Source organism: Micromonospora nigra, assembly GCF_900091585.1.
Lineage (GTDB): Bacteria > Actinomycetota > Actinomycetes > Mycobacteriales > Micromonosporaceae > Micromonospora > Micromonospora nigra.
The window spans coordinates 167,625-185,158 of the sequence record NZ_FMHT01000003.1; the positions used below are offsets into that span (position 1 = coordinate 167,625).

General features: G+C 73.4%; 15 protein-coding genes. 4 read left to right on the forward strand and 11 right to left on the reverse strand.

What is annotated here, in order from left to right; translation table 11 throughout:
• Nucleotides 1–44 precede the first annotated feature (44 nt).
• Nucleotides 45–800: a GAF and ANTAR domain-containing protein gene (locus tag GA0070616_RS01465; protein WP_175439942.1), complete on the reverse strand. Its 756-nt coding sequence runs from the start codon at nucleotides 798–800 to the stop codon at nucleotides 45–47.
• 239 nt (nucleotides 801–1,039) lie between these two features.
• Between GA0070616_RS01465 and GA0070616_RS01470 the strand changes: the two genes are divergently transcribed.
• Nucleotides 1,040–1,405, forward strand: coding sequence for an STAS domain-containing protein (locus GA0070616_RS01470; protein WP_091075083.1), 366 nt, complete (start codon nucleotides 1,040–1,042; stop codon nucleotides 1,403–1,405).
• A gap of 325 nt (nucleotides 1,406–1,730) precedes the next feature.
• The gene (locus GA0070616_RS01475; protein ID WP_091075085.1) at nucleotides 1,731–3,323 is read left to right on the forward strand and encodes a beta-1,3-glucanase family protein; all 1,593 of its coding nucleotides are present in this window, start codon (nucleotides 1,731–1,733) and stop codon (nucleotides 3,321–3,323) included.
• A 70-nt stretch (nucleotides 3,324–3,393) separates the two neighbouring features.
• Here GA0070616_RS01475 and GA0070616_RS29085 read toward each other — a convergent pair whose 3' ends face one another.
• From GA0070616_RS29085 to GA0070616_RS01490, 3 genes are all read right to left on the reverse strand, one after another.
• Entirely contained in the window at nucleotides 3,394–3,999 is a 606-nt protein-coding gene (locus GA0070616_RS29085; protein WP_091075087.1) for a TetR/AcrR family transcriptional regulator, read from the reverse strand.
• 39 nt (nucleotides 4,000–4,038) lie between these two features.
• Nucleotides 4,039–6,276, reverse strand: a complete 2,238-nt coding sequence (locus GA0070616_RS01485; RefSeq protein WP_091075089.1) for a molybdopterin oxidoreductase family protein — start codon at nucleotides 6,274–6,276, stop codon at nucleotides 4,039–4,041.
• A 144-nt stretch (nucleotides 6,277–6,420) separates the two neighbouring features.
• The gene (locus tag GA0070616_RS01490; RefSeq protein WP_091075090.1) at nucleotides 6,421–8,340 is read right to left on the reverse strand and encodes a serine/threonine-protein kinase; all 1,920 of its coding nucleotides are present in this window, start codon (nucleotides 8,338–8,340) and stop codon (nucleotides 6,421–6,423) included.
• A 397-nt stretch (nucleotides 8,341–8,737) separates the two neighbouring features.
• Between GA0070616_RS01490 and GA0070616_RS01495 the strand changes: the two genes are divergently transcribed.
• Nucleotides 8,738–9,571, forward strand: a complete 834-nt coding sequence (locus GA0070616_RS01495) for a glycosyltransferase family 8 protein (RefSeq protein WP_175439943.1) — start codon at nucleotides 8,738–8,740, stop codon at nucleotides 9,569–9,571.
• Between the two features lie 164 nt (nucleotides 9,572–9,735).
• Here GA0070616_RS01495 and GA0070616_RS01500 read toward each other — a convergent pair whose 3' ends face one another.
• From GA0070616_RS01500 to GA0070616_RS01520, 5 genes are all read right to left on the reverse strand, one after another.
• Nucleotides 9,736–10,110 (reverse strand): VOC family protein, encoded by a 375-nt coding sequence (locus tag GA0070616_RS01500; RefSeq protein WP_091075094.1) that lies wholly within the window; start codon nucleotides 10,108–10,110, stop codon nucleotides 9,736–9,738.
• An 18-nt stretch (nucleotides 10,111–10,128) separates the two neighbouring features.
• Nucleotides 10,129–10,440, reverse strand: a complete 312-nt coding sequence (locus tag GA0070616_RS01505; RefSeq protein ID WP_245712609.1) for a DUF5988 family protein — start codon at nucleotides 10,438–10,440, stop codon at nucleotides 10,129–10,131.
• A 250-nt stretch (nucleotides 10,441–10,690) separates the two neighbouring features.
• Complete coding sequence (locus tag GA0070616_RS01510; protein ID WP_091075095.1) at nucleotides 10,691–11,431, reverse strand: ABC transporter permease; 741 nt, start codon at nucleotides 11,429–11,431, stop codon at nucleotides 10,691–10,693.
• On the reverse strand, nucleotides 11,428–12,366 hold the full coding sequence (locus GA0070616_RS01515; protein WP_091075096.1) for an ABC transporter ATP-binding protein: 939 nt from the start codon (nucleotides 12,364–12,366) through the stop codon (nucleotides 11,428–11,430). The genes GA0070616_RS01510 and GA0070616_RS01515 overlap by 4 nt, the downstream gene beginning before the upstream one ends.
• A 227-nt stretch (nucleotides 12,367–12,593) precedes the next feature.
• Complete coding sequence (locus GA0070616_RS01520; RefSeq protein WP_091089639.1) at nucleotides 12,594–13,262, reverse strand: HAD-IA family hydrolase; 669 nt, start codon at nucleotides 13,260–13,262, stop codon at nucleotides 12,594–12,596.
• Nucleotides 13,263–13,449: 187 nt separating this feature from the next.
• Between GA0070616_RS01520 and GA0070616_RS01525 the strand changes: the two genes are divergently transcribed.
• Nucleotides 13,450–14,859 carry an acyl-CoA synthetase gene (locus GA0070616_RS01525; RefSeq protein ID WP_091075097.1) on the forward strand — a complete coding sequence of 470 codons (1,410 nt, stop codon included), beginning with the start codon at nucleotides 13,450–13,452 and terminating at the stop codon, nucleotides 14,857–14,859.
• An 89-nt stretch (nucleotides 14,860–14,948) separates the two neighbouring features.
• Here GA0070616_RS01525 and GA0070616_RS01530 read toward each other — a convergent pair whose 3' ends face one another.
• Nucleotides 14,949–15,605 carry a 4'-phosphopantetheinyl transferase family protein gene (locus tag GA0070616_RS01530; RefSeq protein ID WP_091075098.1) on the reverse strand — a complete coding sequence of 219 codons (657 nt, stop codon included), beginning with the start codon at nucleotides 15,603–15,605 and terminating at the stop codon, nucleotides 14,949–14,951.
• Nucleotides 15,606–15,701: 96 nt separating this feature from the next.
• Nucleotides 15,702–17,078 carry an AMP-binding protein gene (locus GA0070616_RS01535; protein ID WP_091075099.1) on the reverse strand — a complete coding sequence of 459 codons (1,377 nt, stop codon included), beginning with the start codon at nucleotides 17,076–17,078 and terminating at the stop codon, nucleotides 15,702–15,704.
• Nucleotides 17,079–17,534 lie beyond the last annotated feature (456 nt).

Below are 17,534 nucleotides of genomic sequence, written 5' to 3' on the forward strand. Positions count from 1 at the left end.
GGCCGTGCGCAGCGATACCTCCCTCCCTGGCCGGCACCGACCGTTCAGGCATGCTGGCGCGGCGAGACGAACCCCGGAGCTGGTTGCGGTGCCTCGCCGGTGACCTGGGTGATGATCTCCGCGGCCACGTCCCGCAGCTTTCGGTTGCGATGCTGCGACGCTCGCCGGAGCAGGGCGAACGCCTCCGCGGCGGTGCACCGCTGCTGACCCATCAGCACACCCAACGCCTGGTCGATGACGCTCCGCGAGGACATCGCCTCGGTGAGCTGCCGGTGCACGAGGGCCTGGTCGGCCTGGCGGAGGATGACGGTGAGCGCCGCCGTCCCCTGTTCGGTGAAGGCCACGGCCTGCCGACGTGCCCCGTCGGTGAAGGAGCCGGGATCGGTGGTGTAGAGGTTGAGGGCCCCGACGGTCTCGCCGTCGACCGTCATCGGCAGGGACAGCGAGCCGGCGACGCCGAGGCGTAGCGCGTGTTCCCGGTACCGGCGCCAGCGGTCGTCCGTCCGCAGGTCGACCACCTCGACGATCCGGCCACTGCGAAGGGCCTCCAGGCAGGGGCCCTCGTCGGCGCCGTACTGGATCTCGTCGGCCCGGGCGGCGAGGCCGTCACTGCTGGCGGCGGTGAGGGCGCCGCCGTCGCGACGTACCGTCAGACCGCAGGCCACGGCCGGGGTGACGACCTCCGCCGCGACCCGGACGACCTGGTCGAGGAACACGTCGACGTCAGGCGAGTCGGCGACCAGGGTCAACAGCCGGCCGTACGCCGAGGCCAGGTAGGACCCCGCAGCATCGGACACCATCGCTACCTCCCGAAGACCTGGATCCGGTCGGTCCCACCGGTGCGGCCGGTTCCCGGCGGGGGTGTCGACCGACGCGTTCCGCAGCCGGCCAGCCCGCGCTCCCCGGATCGTCGGGTGCGATTCGCGCGGGAGGCGGCTAGGGTTGACGTGGGTTCGGACCTGAGCCCAGGACCAGTGCCCCCGCCGATGGCGATCCGGGGCACACATCCGGTTCTGGCCTGCTCACCAAGGAGCACCTCATGTCCGTCCATCAGGCACCGCCCCCGACAGCCCGACAAACCCCCCGACCACCGGCCCTGTCCCTCACCGTCAGCGCGGAGGGCGCGGTGGCAGTGGTGGTGCGGGTTCGGGGCGCGGTGGACATGGCCACCTCCGACCTGCTCCTCGACGCCGTGGAAACGGTGCTGGCCGGTCGACCGCCCCCGGTGCTGGTGCTGGACCTGAGCGGGGTGACCTTCTTCAGCGCGGCCGGCATCACCGCGCTGCTCGTCGTACGTCAGCACGTCGCCGCAGCCGGCCGCACGCTGGTGCTGCGCCAGCCGTCCCGGATCACCGCAGTCGTCATCGACATCGTCGAACTCAGGGACGAGTTCACCATCGAGTGACCTCCCTCGCTCCGGTACGACGGCGGGCACGCCGCGCGGGGCAACCACATTTTCCAGCCGCCGCGCACGCTAAACCCGCCGCACCCGAGGGCGGCCGCACCGCTGTCGTGGTCGGGGCGCACCGCGACCCCGACGGCGGCGCGACGGCCGCACACATCGACGGCACGGTATGCGCTTGGGGCGATCTGCGCCCGGTTCGCCGCTGCCGGGCGCCCGCTCGGGGCCATCTCCCGCCACATCGCCGCACATCTATTGACACACCTAGTTAACAGTTGCAGTCTTGAGAGAGCGCTCTCTCATCCCGCCCGCCACCCGAGGAGTTGCCGTGGGCATCCGAAGAAGACTCCTGGCCGCCGTCTGCGCCCTGGTCGCCGCCGTCCCGACAATCGCCACCGCCGCCCCCGCCCAGGCGGTCGGCCCCGCACTGCTGCCCGTCACCGTCACCAACAGCACCGGCCGCGGCGAAGCCGTCCACCTCTACGTCATCGGCATCCAGCTCGCCACCAACCGCCTCGGCTACGTCAACCAGGCCGGCACGTTCATCCCCTGGTCCGGCGGCCAGAACCCGCCGGCACCCGCGCCGGACGCGTCGATCCCGGGGCCCGCCGCCGGCACCAGCACCACCATCCGGTTCCCCCGCGGCTTCTCCGGCCGGGTCTACTTCTCCTTCGGGGAGAAGCTGAAGTTCTTCCTGACCCCCGACGGACTGGTGCAGCCCGCGCCCTGGGCACCCGGCGACGCCAACCGCGACATCCTGTTCGACTGGAGCGAGTTCACCTACAACGATGCCGGCCTGTGGCTCAACAGCTCGCAGGTCGACATGTTCGCGGTGCCACACGCGGTCAGCGTCACCGGCGCCGACGGGGTCACCACCCGCACCGGTGACGTGGTCAGCAACGGCCGCACCGCCATCATCGACGGCATCCGGTCCCAACCCGGCTGGGCGAACACCGTGTACACCCGGTCCGACGGCACCGTGCTGCGCGTGCTGGCACCGGGCAAGGCCGCTGGCGCGGGCCTGCTGAGCAGCACCTACCTGGACTCGTACATCGCCTCGGCGTGGAACGCGTACACCACCAGGACCCTGACCGTCGTGCCCTTCACCCACCAGCCGAGCGTCCGCTACTTCGGGCGGACCTCGGGCAACGTCATGACCTTCACCAACGGCGCCGGCCAGGTGGTCGCCTCCTTCAACCGGCCCTCGTCGGCCAGCGTGTGGGGCTGCGACGGCGACCTGCCCGCACCCAACGACCAGGTGGTCGGCCCGATCTCGCGTACGCTCTGCGCCGCGCTGAACCGGGGCACCCTCGGCAGCATCGACACCCAGCCCAGCACCAACCCCACCGAGTTCTACCGCAACAACCCCACCAACCACTACGCCCGCGTCATCCACGCCAACATGGTCGACGGCAGGGCGTACGCCTTCGCCTTCGACGACGTCGGCGCCTTCGAGTCGCTGGTCCACCACGGTGACCCCCGCTCGGCCGGCCTGGTCCTCAGCCCGTTCGGCTCCGGTGGTCCGGGCAACCCGAGCGGCGGCACCGCGCTGGTGAGCAACTGGAACGGCAAGTGCGTCGACGTGCCCAACGCCAGCTTCGTCGACCGGGCACCACTACAGATGTGGGGCTGCAACGGCACCACCGCGCAGAAGTGGACGTTCACCGGCGGCGCGGTGCGGAGCCAGAACAACAAGTGCATGGACGTCGACGGAGGGGCGACCGGCAACGGCGCGGCCATCCAGCTCTACACCTGCAACGGCACCGGAGCCCAGCAGTTCACCCTGACCGCAGCCGGCGAGCTGGTGAACCCGCAGTCCAACAGGTGTGTCGACATCAGGGACTGGAACGGTGCCGACGGCGCGCGGCTGCAACTCTGGGACTGCGCCGGCACCGCCAACCAGCACTGGCGCCGGGGCTGACCCGCGCCGAGCGGGTGTCGTCGGGCCCCGGGGGCGTCACTCGTACGCCGCCGGGGCGCCGACCCCGGGGTCAGCGCGCCGGCTCCGGGCGCAGCGAGGACAGCAGCAGATCCGCGAAGTGGGTGCCGACCTGCGCCGGGGTGAGCCGGCCGTCGCTGCGGAACCACGCGCCCAGGTGGTGCACGGCACCGAAGAAGTAGTCGACGACCAGGTCGGCCGGCACGTCGGGGCGGAACGTCCCGGCGCGCTGGCCCTCCTCCACCAGGGAGCGGAAGCGTTCGTGGTACTCGCGGCGGGCCGCCCGCACCGCGCGTTGGCGGTCCACCGGGAGCAGGTGCATCGACTGGAGGAACACCGTGGCGTCGTCGAGGTTGGCGATCGCGGTGACCACCACGTCGGCGGCGGCCAGGTGCAACCGGCGCGCCACCGGCTGCGGGTCGGCCATGATGGCTTCGAGGCGCTCGCGCTGCATGCGCAGCAGCCGCTCGTAGATCTCCTGGAGCAGGTCGTCCTTCGCGGCGAAGTAGTGGTACATCGCGCCCTTGGTGACCCCGGCCGCCGCCACGATCTCCTGAACCGAGGTCTTCTCGAAACCCTTCTCCGCGAACAGTCTGGTGGCGACCGTCAGCAGTCGCTGCGGCAGTGCCTCACCGTCGCCCGTCCGACCCACCGGCATCCGTCCCTCCCGGGCCGCCCGCCGGCCCGGTGCGCCAGCCTACGCAGGTGCCGCCGGCGCGGCGGGCTCGACGCGCACCGGAATGCCGTTGAGCACGGTGTTGCCCGACAGCGGGTCGACAGCCGTCTCGTCGGTGAGCACGTTGCTGTTGACACCGGCATGGGCGCGGGCCACCGACTGGCGGGTGCCCGGCACGTCGTGGCCCCACCCGTGCGGAAGGCTGACCACGCCCGGCATGGTGTCGGCGGTCACCTCCACCGCGACGACGAGCGACCCGACCCGCGAGGAGACCCGCGCGTCGTCGCCGGTGGCCAGGCCGAGCGTCGTCGCGTCGTCGGGATGGACCTGCAGGGTGCAGCGGTCGCGGCCCTTGACCAGCGCCGGCACGTTGTGCATCCAACTGTTGTTCGACCGCAGGTGCCGGCGGCCGACGAGGACGAAACCCTCCGGCGGAACGTCGCGGGCCGCACGCAGCCGGGCCACGTCGGCCGCGATCGGCGGTGGGCACAGCTCGACCGTGCCGGTCGGGGTGCGCAGCACCTCCGGCAGTCGCGGTCGCAGCGGCCCCAGGTCGACGCCGTGCGGGTGGTCGAGCAGCCGGATCAGCGAGAGGCCGTCCGGTCGCTGCCCGAACTGGTCGCCGTACGCGCCGAACCGCAGCCGCGCGTCGAGAAGGCGTTCGGCCGGCCGCTCCCCGGCGATCAGGGCCCGTAGGTCGGCCGCCGACCGGCCCAGCCCCTCGGCCGCCTCGGTGAGCAGCCGGGCGAGCAACTGCTCGTGCAGCACCGCCGGGTCCGCATCGGCGCCCTGTCCGGCAGCGGTCAGGGTGAGCCGGGCGAGGATGTCGCACTCGTCGAGGGCGTCGGGATCCGGTGGCAGCACGGGCGGCGAGTAGGTCGCCACGTTGCGTACGGCCAGGGTGAGGAGCGCGAAGTCGTAGTGTCCCGAGTGGGCGGGGCCGGGCGGCGGCAGCACCACGTCGGCGTGCCGGGTGGTCTCGTTCAGGTACGGGTCGACGCTGACCATGAAGTCGAGCGAGGCGAGCGCAGCGTCCAGCCGGCGGCTGTTCGCGGTGGACAGCACCGGGTTGCCGGCGATGGTGATCAACGCCCGGACCTGCCCCTCCCCCGGCGTCTCGATCTCGTCGGCCAGGGTGGCTACCGGCAGCTCACCCTTGACCTCGGGCAGGCCCCGCACCCGGCTGACCCAGCGGCCGGTGCGGAACCCCGGGCCGGGGCCGGCGGCTCGGGTGCGCTGGTGGGCGGCGAGGGGGAACATCGCCCCGCCGGGGCGGTCCAGGTTGCCCGTCAACACGTTGACGACGTCGACCAGCCAACTGGTCAGGGTTCCGAACTCGACGGTGCACGTGCCGATGCGCCCGTAGACGGCGGCCGTGGGGGCGGTCGCGAGCTCGCGGGCGAGCTGCCGGATGCGCGGCGCGGGCACCGCGCACCGGTCGGTCACCCGCTCGGGAGCGAACGCGGCGGCCAGCTTCCGGACGTCGTCGAGACCGGTGACGTGCTCCCTGAGCCCGCCCAGCCGAACGAGGTCCTCGTCGAAGAGGGTGTGCACGACGGCGAAGAGCAGCAGTGCGTCCGTGCCGGGTCGGATCGGCAGGTGCTCGTCGGCGGCAGCGGCCGTGCGGGTGCGGCGGGGGTCAACCACCAGGAACCGGCCGCCACGCGCCTGCAACGCCCGCAGACGGCCGGGGAAGTCGGGCGCGGTGCAGAGGCTGCCGTTGGACTCCCAGGGATTGGCACCGAGCAGGACGAGCAGGTCGGTGCGGTCGAGGTCGGGCACCGGGATGGCGTTCGGGTCGCCGTAGAGGTGGCCCGACGAGACGTGCTTGGGCATCTGGTCGACGGTGCTGGCGGAGAAGACGTTACGGGTGCCGAGCGCCCGGACGAGCGGGCCCACATACAGCCCGCCGGCCATCGTGTGCACGTTGGGGTTGCCGAGGTAGACGGCCACCGCGTCGCGGCCGTTCGCCCGGACGGCGGTCAACCCGGCCTCGACGGCGGCGAACGCCTCGTCCCAGCCGACCTCACGCAACGTGCCGTCGATGCGCAACAGCGGGCGGCGCAGCCGGTCGGGGTCGGCGAGGAGCTGCGGGAAAGCAGCCCCCTTCGGGCAGACGAAGCCGTGGCTGAAGACGTGCTCACGGTCCCCGCGGGCGTGCGTCACCCGGTTGTCGGTGATGGTCAGGGTCAGGCCGCAGGTGGCCTCGCAGAGCGGACAGGTGCGGTGAGCGGTGCGCGTCGCGTTCGTTCCGGGCATCGCAGGAGCCCTTCCGGTGGGATACCGACTGGTCGGTATGATGGCACGCCACCCGGACGGCTGTCACCCTCCGACGAACCGGAGCCGGCGGTGGGGGTGCTCCGGCAACCGCCGCTGCCGCACCGTACGCCCCGCCGACGGTGGTCACACGGTCATGGGTTCGTCCGGCTCGCGCGATGCCGTGGCCGACGGCTCCGCGGTCGTCGAGGCGCTGGGGCGGGGGCCGGCCGTGGACCCCTCGCCGGGCGGCGGCGGAACGGAGACGGTGCTCGGCGACGGATCGCTGCTCGGTGACGGATCGGCACTCGACGTCGGGTCGCTGCTCGGCGTCGGATCGGCACTCGACGTCGGGTCGGTCGTCGGCGTCGGATCGGTCGTCGGCGTCGGATCGGTCGTCGGCGACGGGTCGGTCGTCGGCGACGGATCGGTCGTCGGCGACGGATCGGTGCTGGGCGAGGGAGTGGCGGTGGCCGGGGGTTCCCCGGTCGCCGACGGGCTGGTGGTCGGTGGGGTGCCTGCACCCGGCTGCGACGCCGGCGGGGACGACTCGTCGTCCTCCGACGAGGTGGACGACCCTGCCGTGACGGTGGACGACCGGCCGGTGGTCGTGTCGCCGGCGGAGCGGTTCGCCCGCAGGGGGCGCGTGGCGGCGGAGGTGGGCGGTGGAGTGGACCCGTCGGCGGGCGACGCGATCCGGCTGACCACCCGATCGCACGGGACGCCGTTGATGAGGAACTCGGCCGGTGCCCGGAGCTGATCCGCCTCCACGGTGCCCCGCAGCGCCGTCGCCAGGGTGGCGCCGGGTGCGAGCTGCTCGGTCGGGGTGAGGGTCATCCGCCGGTGGTCCTGGCCCCAGGGGGCGTCGGTGGCGGCGACCTGGTGGCCCGGAGGCAGCGCGAACGCCAGGGACCAGTCGCGCAGCCACTGCCCGCCGGTGTTGGTGACGGTCAGATCGGCGCGGAAGGAGCCGTTCGGCAGGTACTGGGCGGTGTACCGGGCGGCGCAACCACCGAACTGCGGGTCGATGCCCCCCGCGTCGCTGTCGGCGGCGTCGTCGACCGCGGTGAGGCCCGGCAACTGACCGGCGAGCACGGCGGCGAGCAGGACGGCCGGTACACCGACGGCCGCCCCCTTGCGGCGGCGCCTGGCACCTCGGGCCGGGGCGGTCCGCGGCCGGGCTCCCGCGGTCGGGGCGAGTGCCTTCGGACCGGTGAGTTGACGGGTCGACCCGGCGGTCGGGGTCGGGTCGGTCACCGGGCTCGCCGGCCGCACCGCCACGTCCCCACCGGCGGCAGCCCGTAGGACGGCCGCCACCTCGGCAGCGCTCGGCCGGCCCGCCGCCTGCGCTGACAGGCAACGCCCCACCAGCTCGGCCAGTTCGGCCGGCAGCTCCGCCGGCATCGCCGCATCGGGCAGACCGTGCCGCAACTCCGCGGCACCCTGGCCGGTGAGGCACTCGGCCAGCACCAGGCCGAGGGCGAACACGTCACCGGCCGGCACCGCGGCGGCACCGGCCGCCTGCTCCGGCGCCAGGTACGCCGGAGTGCCCCAGATCAGTCCCGCCTCGTCGGCCGGGTCCTGGCCGACCCCGGCCGCGATACCGAAGTCCACGACCTTGATCCCACGGGGGCCGAGCATCACGTTTCCTGGTTTGACATCGCGGTGGACGAGGCCGTGCTCGTGGGCGGCGGCGAGGGCGTCGGCCACGGCGGCACCCAGCGGGGCGACCTCGTCCCAGGGCATCCGGGTGGACCGGCGCAGGTGGGCGGCGAGGGTCTCGCCGTCGACGAACTCCAGGACGAGGAAGGGCGCCCGTCTCCTGCCGAGGTGGCGCTGCTCGCCGTAGTCGTACACGCCGGCGATGTGCGGGTGGTCCAGGCTCGCCGCCGCGAGCGCCTCGCCGCGCAGCCGCTCACGGGCCGCCGGATCGTCCAGCAGTTCGGCGGCGAGCATCTTCACGGCGACCGTGCGTTGCAGCCGTACGTCGAACCCGCGCCAGACCACCGCCATGCCACCCCGGCCGACCGGTTCGTCGAGCCGGTAGCGGTGCTGGAGTAGTCGCATGTGGTCCGTCCCCCCAGTCCTCGCCCGGTGTCGACGCGGGTCGACATCCGACCGCTTTCCGTTTCGTCCGCCCTGCTCGCGCCAACGTCCCGTCAACCGTCGGCGGTACCCGGCCACCGAGATCCGAAACCCCTGCTCAACGGGCCTGAGCGCGGCCGGGAGGGATCGTCACGCAACCGTCACCGTTTCGTGGTCTGGCCGCCATGCGCCGCGGACCTGTCCGTCCGTCCCGCTGTCGGTCCATCGCCGCCTGTCCAGTCCCCGACGACAATTCAGGGGTCGATTCTGGGGTGGTCATCGAATGCGGGGTGTCGAATAGGCGAATTGCATTGCTGTGATCACAATTTGCAAGCTATTTTCGCTGGGCTGCGCTCAACCTGTGCGAAGGAGAGCATCCGTGGACCTCACCCTGACCTTCGACGCCGTCTATGCGCCTCACGCCGCGGTCGTCATGTCGACCGTCGCCGAATCGAATCCCGGTGAGGACATCCGTTACTGGCTGATCGCCGCCGACGACGTCAAGGCGGCGGCCCGGGCCACGCTGGCGAAGGCGGCCGGGCCGAACGCCACCGTGGAGTACCTGCAGGTCGACACCTCCCCGGTCAATCTGCCCAAGGGCAGCGACCCCGTGATGTCGTACCTGTCGGCGGCGATGTACCTGCGCCTGCTGGTGCCCGCCGCGCTCCCCGCCGAGGTGGAACGGGTGCTCTACCTCGACTGCGACACCATGTGCACCAGCACCCTCGTGCCGCTGTTCGAACTCGACATGGGTGGGGTGCCGTTGGGCGCCGTCCGCGACCCGTTCAACCGGCGGCTGTACGACATGGGCGGCATCCCGGGCCTGGCCACCTACCAGAACCTGGACCCGCGGGCGAACTACTTCAACTCCGGGGTGCTGCTCATCGACACCGCGCGGTGGAAGGAGTGCGAGGTCACCGAGACGTCGCTGGCGTACCTCGCCCGGCACGCGCACGAGTCCCGCTACCCCGACCAGGACGCCCTGAACTACGCCGTGTACGGCAACTGGCTGCGTCTGCCCCGGCAGTGGAACGACCTGATGGCGTGGCGGCTGGAGCCGGAGTTCGGCGGGAAGCTGTCCGACTCCGCGGTCATCCACCCCGCCGGGCCGGTCAAGCCCTGGCAGCCCGGCTTTCCCAAGGGCGCCCGACGGGACCTGTACTGGCGGCACCGCCGGCACAGCGGCGGCCTCACCCCCACCGCGCGGCGGTGACCGTCGACGTGTCCGTGCCGACATCCGCCTGACCGCGTCCCCCGCCCGGTCCGCTTCCCTTCCCCGGGCGGCCGGGCGCGGGGGTCGCCTCCCGCGGAACCGGGCCCGGTCGCCCCCGCCGGCAGGGCGGGAGCGGCCGGGCCCGGTCGTCGGGGTCCTCGCCGTCAGGCCGGGTCGCCTGCTCCGGTGACCGACCACCGCTGCCCGGCCGGATCGAGGAAGACCGCGTCCGACCCCCCCTCGGTCGCCGGTTCGAGTGTCGCGCCGGCGGCCAGCGCCCGCCGCAGCAGCAGCCGCGGATCGGCGGGAGCGACGGTGAGCAGCACCGGGCCGTCGACCGGCGGCCCGTCGGGCTCGTGCCACTCGCTGACGGTGAGCCGGTGCCCGCCCACGGCCAGTTCCGCCTGCAGGACCCGCCCGTCGGGCAGGCACTCCCGCGCGAGCGGGACCGCATCGAAGACGTCGGTGTAGAACGCGATGACCGCAGCGGTGTCGCTGACCGCCAGATGTGGGCCGGAGCGTACGCCCGGGGTCGTCATCGGAGTCCGCACCTCCCGCTACTCGGCGATCCGGGTACGCCCGGTCCAGCGGAAGACCACCGGGGTGACGTCCCCCGTCGTGGCGTCCCGCTCGAAGTGCTCGTACCCGCCGTAGTGGTGCACCTTGATCTTGTCGGACGTCGGCGTCACCAGGTGGCTGCGCAGGTCGACCGGCAGGTTCGCCGGCCCGCCCTCCAGCACCGCCTCGACGATGCCGGCGGCCTCGGTGTCGATCGTCGGGGCCCGTCCCGTCCGGTTGGTCCGGTCGTCGCCGTCGACGACCGGGTCCGCTGTTGGGACAGTGGGCGCGGAATCGGAAGAAAGTGTCATCGCACGACCTCCGTCGCTCGTCGTTCCGCCTCGCCGTGCGCCGTCGCCGAGGGCGACGCGGAATTGCCGAGAAGGGCGACACCGCCGTTTCCGCAGCCGGAATTCGAAAGGACGGGAGTGTCGTTGTCCCGCCACCGGTGACGACCTTTCGTTCCCGTCGAACGTAATCCAGGTCACACATTGCCCGTACCCCTGACCACCCCCTAGCAGGCGGGGCGGGTGCGATACGGCCCGCTGACGGGTCGGCGGCTCACTCCCAGCGGAAGAAGCGGGCGGCCAGGACACTGCCGAGCACGGCGGTGACGGCCAGGGCCAGCAACTGCGGCAGCGCTGGGCTCTGCCCGGCCCACGCGGCGGCGAGAGTGTCCACGGTGGCCCCGAGCGGCGAGTAGTCACCGATGCGGGCCAGCACCGCCGGCATCTGGTCGCGGGGCAGCCAGGCGCCGGCGAGGAACAGCAGCGGGAAGAACAGGGTCGGGCCGATGGACTGCGCGGACCGTGCCGACGGGGCGAGCGCGCCGATGAGCAGCCCGATGGCGAACAGGCAGGCGACCCCGAGCAGGAAGGCCAGCGCGAAGGCCGGCACGTTCGCCGGGGCCGGCTGATCGAGCAGGAACCGCACCCCCATCGCGGTGACCACCACGCCCACCACCGCCATCACCAGATTGACCACGACCTGCGCGATGAGCAGCAGCGCGGGACTGACCGGGGTGGTGGCGAGCCGCCGCAACACGCGCCGCTCGCGGTAGATGCCCAGTGCCATCGGGAGGGTGAACAGGGCGAGCATCCCGATGGTGAGGCTCAGCGCCAGGGACGGCAGGAAGGTCAGCTCGGCGTGCTGGCCGCCGTCGTCGCCAGCCGTGCTGCCGCGCTGGGGCAGCCCGAAGACGAGCATCAGGCCCAACGGCAGGGCGAAGACGAAGAACAGCGACACCGGCTCGCGCAGGAACAGCTTGGCCTCGACGGCCACGAGCTTGGACAGGGCGTTCACGAGGACCTCTCGTCGGTCGGCAGGGTGGTGGCGCGGGCACCGCGGCCGGTCAGGGAGACGAAGGCGTCGTCCAGGGTGGGCTGGTCGACGCGCAGGCCCCCGTAGCGGATCTTCCGTTCCGCCAGCACGCCCAGCACCGCCTGGAGGACCTCCTCCGGACCGGTGACGGTGACCTCGTCGCCGCTGCGGCGTACGGAGGTCACCTCGGGCAGGGCGGTGAGCACCTCGTCGTCCAGCGGGTCCAGCGCCCGGAAGTGCACCCGGTGCTCGGAGCCGACCCGGGCGAGCAGGCCGGCCGGGGTATCGATGGCCACCACCCGGCCGGCGTCGATGACGGCGAGCCGGTCGCAGAGCCGTTCGGCCTCCTCCATGAAGTGGGTGACCAGCACGACCGTCACCCCCCGGTCGCGGATGGAGTCGACCAGGTCCCAGGTGTCGCGCCGGCCCTGCGGATCCAGGCCGGTGGTCAACTCGTCGAGTATGGCGATCTCCGGCCGGCCGACCAGGGCGAGCGCCACCGACAGCCGCTGCTTCTGCCCACCGGACAGCTTGTGGAACGCCGTGTTCCGCTGCTCGGCCAGGCCGAGATCCGTCAGCAGGGCGTCGATGTCGGCCCGGTTGCGGTAGAAGGACCGGTACAGGTCGAGCGCCTCGCGGACCCGCAGCTTGTCCGGCAGTTGGCTCTCCTGCAACTGGGCCCCCACCCGGTGCCGCACCTCGGCGCGGTCGCGCACCGGGTCGAGACCGAGCACCCGGACCGTGCCCCCGTCGGCGCGGCGCAGGCCCTGCACACACTCGACGGTGGTGGTCTTTCCCGCTCCGTTCGGGCCGAGCACGCCGAAGATCTCGCCCTGCTCCACTGTGAACGAGACGTCGTCGACCGCGATCTTGTCGCCGTACCGCTTGTGCAGGTGCTCGACTTCGATGACCGGCATGGGTGGTGGGCCTCCGTGACGTGCGCGTGCCCGTTGTGAGGGCGGACCCTCGGGGTGTCGCGGCGTGAGTGGGCGCGGGGAAGGGTCGACGCGCACGGGGCTGGTCGACGCCCGCAATCATCCGGGCAACCGAGGCCCGGTTCAACCCTTCAGCCGATGAATCGGGGTGGCGGTCGGAGAACAGCGGGCGCGGCAGGGGTGTCGGACCGTGACCCTGGGTGTCGGGGTCACCGCCGGTCGCACAGGGGCAACACCTCGTCGAGCCGGGTCAGGACGACGTCCGGGCCGGCCGCCCGCAGCACCTCCGCCGCGGACTCCCCCCACAGCGCCGCCACGGCGAGCACTCCCGCTGCCCGGGCGGCGGCCAGGTCGGCCGGGGCGTCGCCGACCATCAGCGCGGCGGCGCACGGCACCTCGAGCAGTTCCACCGCCCGCCGGACGATGTCCGGGGCCGGTTTGGGGCGGGGCACCTCGTCCGAGCCGACCACGTGGTCCACGAGCGGACGCAGGCCCACCACGTCCAGCAGGTGCCGGGCACGCACGCCACTGCGGCCCGTCGCCACCGCCACCCCCACGCCCCGGCGACGCAGCTCGCCGAGCAGTTCCGCCGCGCCGGGCAGCGCCACGACCCGGTGCGCCAGGCGGTTGCTCTCCCGTACGAACGGCTCCGCCATCGCCGCCGGCAGGCCCATCGCGAGCAACACCTCAGGCAGGTAGCGGCCGGCGTGGCGGCAGTACTCGTCGACCGGGGCGACGCCGTCGCCGACGACTTCGGCGTAGGCCAGGGCGAACGCCTCCCGGGCCACGGCGAGGCTGTCGACCAGCACGCCGTCGAGGTCGAACACGACGGCCCGGACCTCGACGGGGACCGTTCGGGGTGGCGTCTCCCCGGACACCGGCGCCACCTCCTCCGCGCTGGCCCGCGCCACCGGCCGGGCCGTAGGGGTGGCCGCGCCGGGATGTCACGACTACGGTCGAAACGGCCGGCGCGCAGCGCCGGGACCGTTCACCGACCCTACCGGAGCACCGACCGATCCGTCCCGGAGGCGGGCCGGCGGCCCGGACGGCGAGAGAGGTGTGCACGTGCGGCTGCTGCACTGGCTGTCCGAGTCCACCGACGAGCGGCCGGACGCGGTCCGGGTCGACGACCGGGCGGTGTCCTGGGTGGAGCTGCGTCGGCTCGCCACGGCCGTCGCCGACGACCTGCGCGGTCTCGACCGGGTGGCCGTCGAGGCCACCACGGACCTGGAGACGGTGGTCGGTGTCGTCGGGGCGTTGCTGGCCGGTACGACGGTCGTGCCGGTGCCGCCGGACGCCGGGCCGATGGAACGCGACCACATCCTGCGCGACTCGGCCGCCGAGGCCCTGCTCGTGCCGGCACGGGACGCTCCCCGGGGCGGCGGCGAGGCGCTACCGAGCGTCCCGGTGGACCTCAGCCGGCGCGCGGACACCGTCCACCCGGAGCCCGACCCGGCCGGCACCGCGCTGATCCTCTACACCAGCGGCACCACCGGGGCGCCGAAGGGTGCGGTGCTGTCCCGCCGGGCCGTCGCCGCCTGCCTGGACGGGCTCGCCGACGCCTGGGACTGGACGCCGGAGGACCAGCTGGTACACGGGTTGCCCCTGTTCCACGTGCACGGGCTGGTGCTCGGCGTGCTCGGCCCGGCACGGCTGGGCGGCCGGCTGCATCACGTCGGGCGGCCGAAGCCGCAGCGGTACGCGCAGGCGGCGGGCTCGCTCTACTTCGGCGTCCCGACGGTGTGGTCCCGGGTCGCCGCCGACCCGGACGCGGCCCGGGCGCTGCGGTCGGCCCGGCTGCTGGTCTCGGGCAGCGCCGCCCTCCCCGCGGGGGTCTTCGCCGACCTCGCCGCGCTCACCGGCCACCGCGTCGTGGAGCGGTACGGCATGACCGAGACGCTGATCACGGTCAGTGCCCGCGCGGACCGGCCACGCCGGCCCGGCACGGTGGGGCTGCCGTTGCCCGGGGTACGGACCCGGCTGGTCGACGAGCAGGGCGGGCCGCTGCCCGCCGACGGGACCACGATGGGCGAGTTGCAGGTGTGCGGCCCCACCCTGTTCGACGGGTACCTGCACCGGCCGGAGGCCGACGCGGCCAGCCGTACGCCGGACGGGTGGTTCCGCACCGGCGACGTGGCCACGATCGATCCGGACGGCTGGCACCGGATCGTCGGCCGCGCGGCCACCGACCTGATCAAGAGCGGCGGGTACCGGATCGGTGCCGGCGAGGTGGAGGACGCGCTGCTGGCGTACCCGGGCGTGCGGGAGGCCGCCGTGGTGGGCGTCCCGCACCCGGACCTCGGCCAGCAGGTGACGGCGTACGTGGTGGGCGACGGTGTGCGGGAGTCGGAACTGATCGACTTCGTGGCCCGGCAGTTGTCGGCGCACAAGCGTCCCCGGCAGGTGCGGCTGGTCGACGCGCTGCCCCGCAACGCGCTGGGCAAGGTGCAGAAGTCCCGCCTCGTGACGGACTGACACCGCCGGCGGACGGCTGCCGGCCGGGTCGCCGGGCACGGCAGCCGGCCGGGGACGGCAGCCGGCCAGCGGCCGGGCACGGCAGCCGGTCAGGGGGCCGCGACGGCGATGGCGGTGAGGACGAGGCCCCGGTCGACCAGGAAGCGGCCCTGGAAGGTTCCCACCGGCACCCCGCCGAGCACGGGGCCGGGGACGAGCAGCCGGGCGGCGAAGCTGCCGGCCGGGTCGACGGTGATGTCCGCCTCGGCGAAGTCCAGCCACCGACGGGTGAGCGGGAACCACGCCTTGTACACCGACTCCTTGGCGCTGAACAGCAGGCGGTCCCAGCAGACCGTGGGGTGGGCGGCGACCAGGGTGGCGGTACGGGCCCGCTCGGCGGGCAGCGCGATCGCGTCGAGCACCCCGTCGGGCAGCGGCGCGTGCGGCTCGGCGTCCACCCCGACGGTGGCGACCTGAGTCGCTCGGGCGACGACCGCGCCCCGGTAGCCGTCGCAGTGCGTCATGCTGCCGACCACTCCGGCCGGCCAGCCGGGTGCGCCCCGCTCGCCGGGCAGGATCGGCGTCGGGGGCAGTCCCAGCTGTTGCAGCGCCCGGCGGGCGCAGTCGCGCACGGTGGTGAACTCGCGGCGGCGCTTCGCCACGGAGTTCGCGAGCAGCGCCTCCTCCTCGGGGAACAGGCGTAGGCCGTCGGGGTCGGTGTACGACTCGACCGCGGTCACGGCCGGGGGAAGGATGCGCTCGATCACACCGGTCGATGTTAGGCCGCCCGCCACCGCCGGGCCGGGGGTGGCGGGGCCGATAGGGGTCGGGTACGGGGTGTGGGGCGGCCCCGCGACGGTGGCTCACCCGGCCGCGACGAGCGCGGCCTTTCTGACCCGCCCCTGCGCGCTGCGGGGCAGTTCGTCGACGAAGTGCACGCGGCGGGGCCGGTGCCCGGCCGAGAGGATCCGTCCCACATGGTCGACGAGCCGCTGCGTGGTGACCTTCGCCGCGGTCACCACATAGGCGATGACCTGCTCGCCGAGGTCCGGGTGCGGGACGCCCACCACGGCGGCGTCGCGGACGTCGGGATGGGCCCGCAGCACGTCCTCGACCTGGCTGGCGTGCACCAGACGGCCCTGGCAGCGCACCACGTCGGCCGCTGGCCGACCGATGATCCGGTGTGCCCCGTCGGCGGTGACGGTGGCGAGGTCGCCGGTGGCGTGCCACCCGTCGGCGGCGGGGCCGGAGGCGTCGACGTAGCTGCTGAACAGCGTCGGCCCACGGATGCTCAGCTCGCCGACGGACTCACCGTCGGCGGGCACCGGCCGTCCGTCCGGGTCGAGGACCCGGGTCTGCACGCCGGGCAGGGGCGTGCCGGTGACCCCGGGCCCGCCGCGCGCGTCAGCCCGGCCGGTGACCGCGACGAGGGTCTCGGTGGTGCCGTACCCCTGTACGAGCGAGTGGGTGGTCAGCAGCCGTAGGCGTTCGGTGACCTCCGGTGCCAGCGGTGCGTCGCCGGAGACCAGGATCCGTGCCGCGGACAGGTCGCGGGCCCAGGGACGCTGGGCGATCCGGGCCCACTGGCCGGGCACGGCCAGGTAGATCGAGCCGACCGGGCCGGCGACGGCGTGCCGGTCGAGGTGTACGAAGCGGCTACCCACCCGCAACGCCCCGAGCAGTCCGACGACGAGCCCGTACGCCCGGAACAGGGGGGCACCCTGGACGAGGACGTCCTCACGGTTCCACCGCCAGGCGTCGGCGAGCAGGTCGAGGTCGGCGGCGATCGCCCGCCGGGAGATGCGTACCCCACGCGAGGGTCCGTGGGCGCCGCCGGTGTAGAGCACGACGGCGTCCGTGCCCGGCTGCGGTTCCGGCTGCGGAGTCCAGGACCGCTGGCGCAGGTCGACCGGGATGACGGGCAGGGCGTACGACCCGGTGGGTTCGCCACCGAGCAGCACCGACGCGCCGGCCTCCCGCAGGATGCGGGAACGCTCTCGCGGGTCCGCCTGCGGTGGCAGCGGCACCAGTGGCACGCCGGCCTGGACGGCGCCCACCATGCCGACCACCGCCTCCATGCTCGGTCTCGCCTCGACCGCGGCGGCCCGGGCGCCCCGGATCCGGTCGGCGACCGCATTGACGCAGCCCAGCAGATCCTCACTGGACATGATGCTGCCAGAGACGCGGAGCGCGTCGGCCCGGTCGGCTCCGGCCCCCCGGAGCGCCGGCAGCAGTGTCATCCGACCTGCCCCTTGTCGAGGACTTCGACGAGTTCGTGCGGGAAGGTGAACATCACGCCACCGAACCCCGTCAAGTCACTGATGCGCACAGTCCCATATCGCATGGCCCCGCCCTCGGCGAGGTTGCCCCGAAATTAGGCGGCACTAAGGACTGACACAACCCCTAGCCGCATCCGGGCACCGCGACTGCGGGGTGGTGGGGACCTGTCCGGCCAGGTAGGAGCGTCCGGAGTCGGGCCCGCGCCCCGGCGGCGGCGAGACGTGGTGGTCAGCGGCCCGGCAGGGCGGCGACAGGGCGCGGCGGAAACCGGAGCGGGATCCGGCGCGATTCCGTGAATACGGTCGTGAATTGCACCGGCGGGCTTGCGAATCGCGTCGGAGACCGGCGCAATGATTGACTGATCGGCAGCCCTCAGCAGTTTCGTCCACGCCGCAGGCCATCATAGCCCTTCTTTA

What these genes read in the sequence shown, in the direction of transcription:
- GA0070616_RS01485 (WP_091075089.1), bottom strand. Translation starts at nt 6,276, where the DNA reads ATGCCCGGAACGAACGCGACGCGCACCGCTCACCGCACCTGTCCGCTC.
- GA0070616_RS01515 (WP_091075096.1), bottom strand. Translation starts at nt 12,366, where the DNA reads ATGCCGGTCATCGAAGTCGAGCACCTGCACAAGCGGTACGGCGACAAG.
- GA0070616_RS01465 (WP_175439942.1), bottom strand. Translation starts at nt 800, where the DNA reads ATGGTGTCCGATGCTGCGGGGTCCTACCTGGCCTCGGCGTACGGCCGG.
- GA0070616_RS01535 (WP_091075099.1), bottom strand. Translation starts at nt 17,078, where the DNA reads ATGACACTGCTGCCGGCGCTCCGGGGGGCCGGAGCCGACCGGGCCGAC.
- GA0070616_RS01500 (WP_091075094.1), bottom strand. Translation starts at nt 10,110, where the DNA reads ATGACGACCCCGGGCGTACGCTCCGGCCCACATCTGGCGGTCAGCGAC.
- GA0070616_RS01490 (WP_091075090.1), bottom strand. Translation starts at nt 8,340, where the DNA reads ATGCGACTACTCCAGCACCGCTACCGGCTCGACGAACCGGTCGGCCGG.
- GA0070616_RS01470 (WP_091075083.1), top strand. Translation starts at nt 1,040, where the DNA reads ATGTCCGTCCATCAGGCACCGCCCCCGACAGCCCGACAAACCCCCCGA.
- GA0070616_RS29085 (WP_091075087.1), bottom strand. Translation starts at nt 3,999, where the DNA reads ATGCCGGTGGGTCGGACGGGCGACGGTGAGGCACTGCCGCAGCGACTG.
- GA0070616_RS01505 (WP_245712609.1), bottom strand. Translation starts at nt 10,440, where the DNA reads ATGACACTTTCTTCCGATTCCGCGCCCACTGTCCCAACAGCGGACCCG.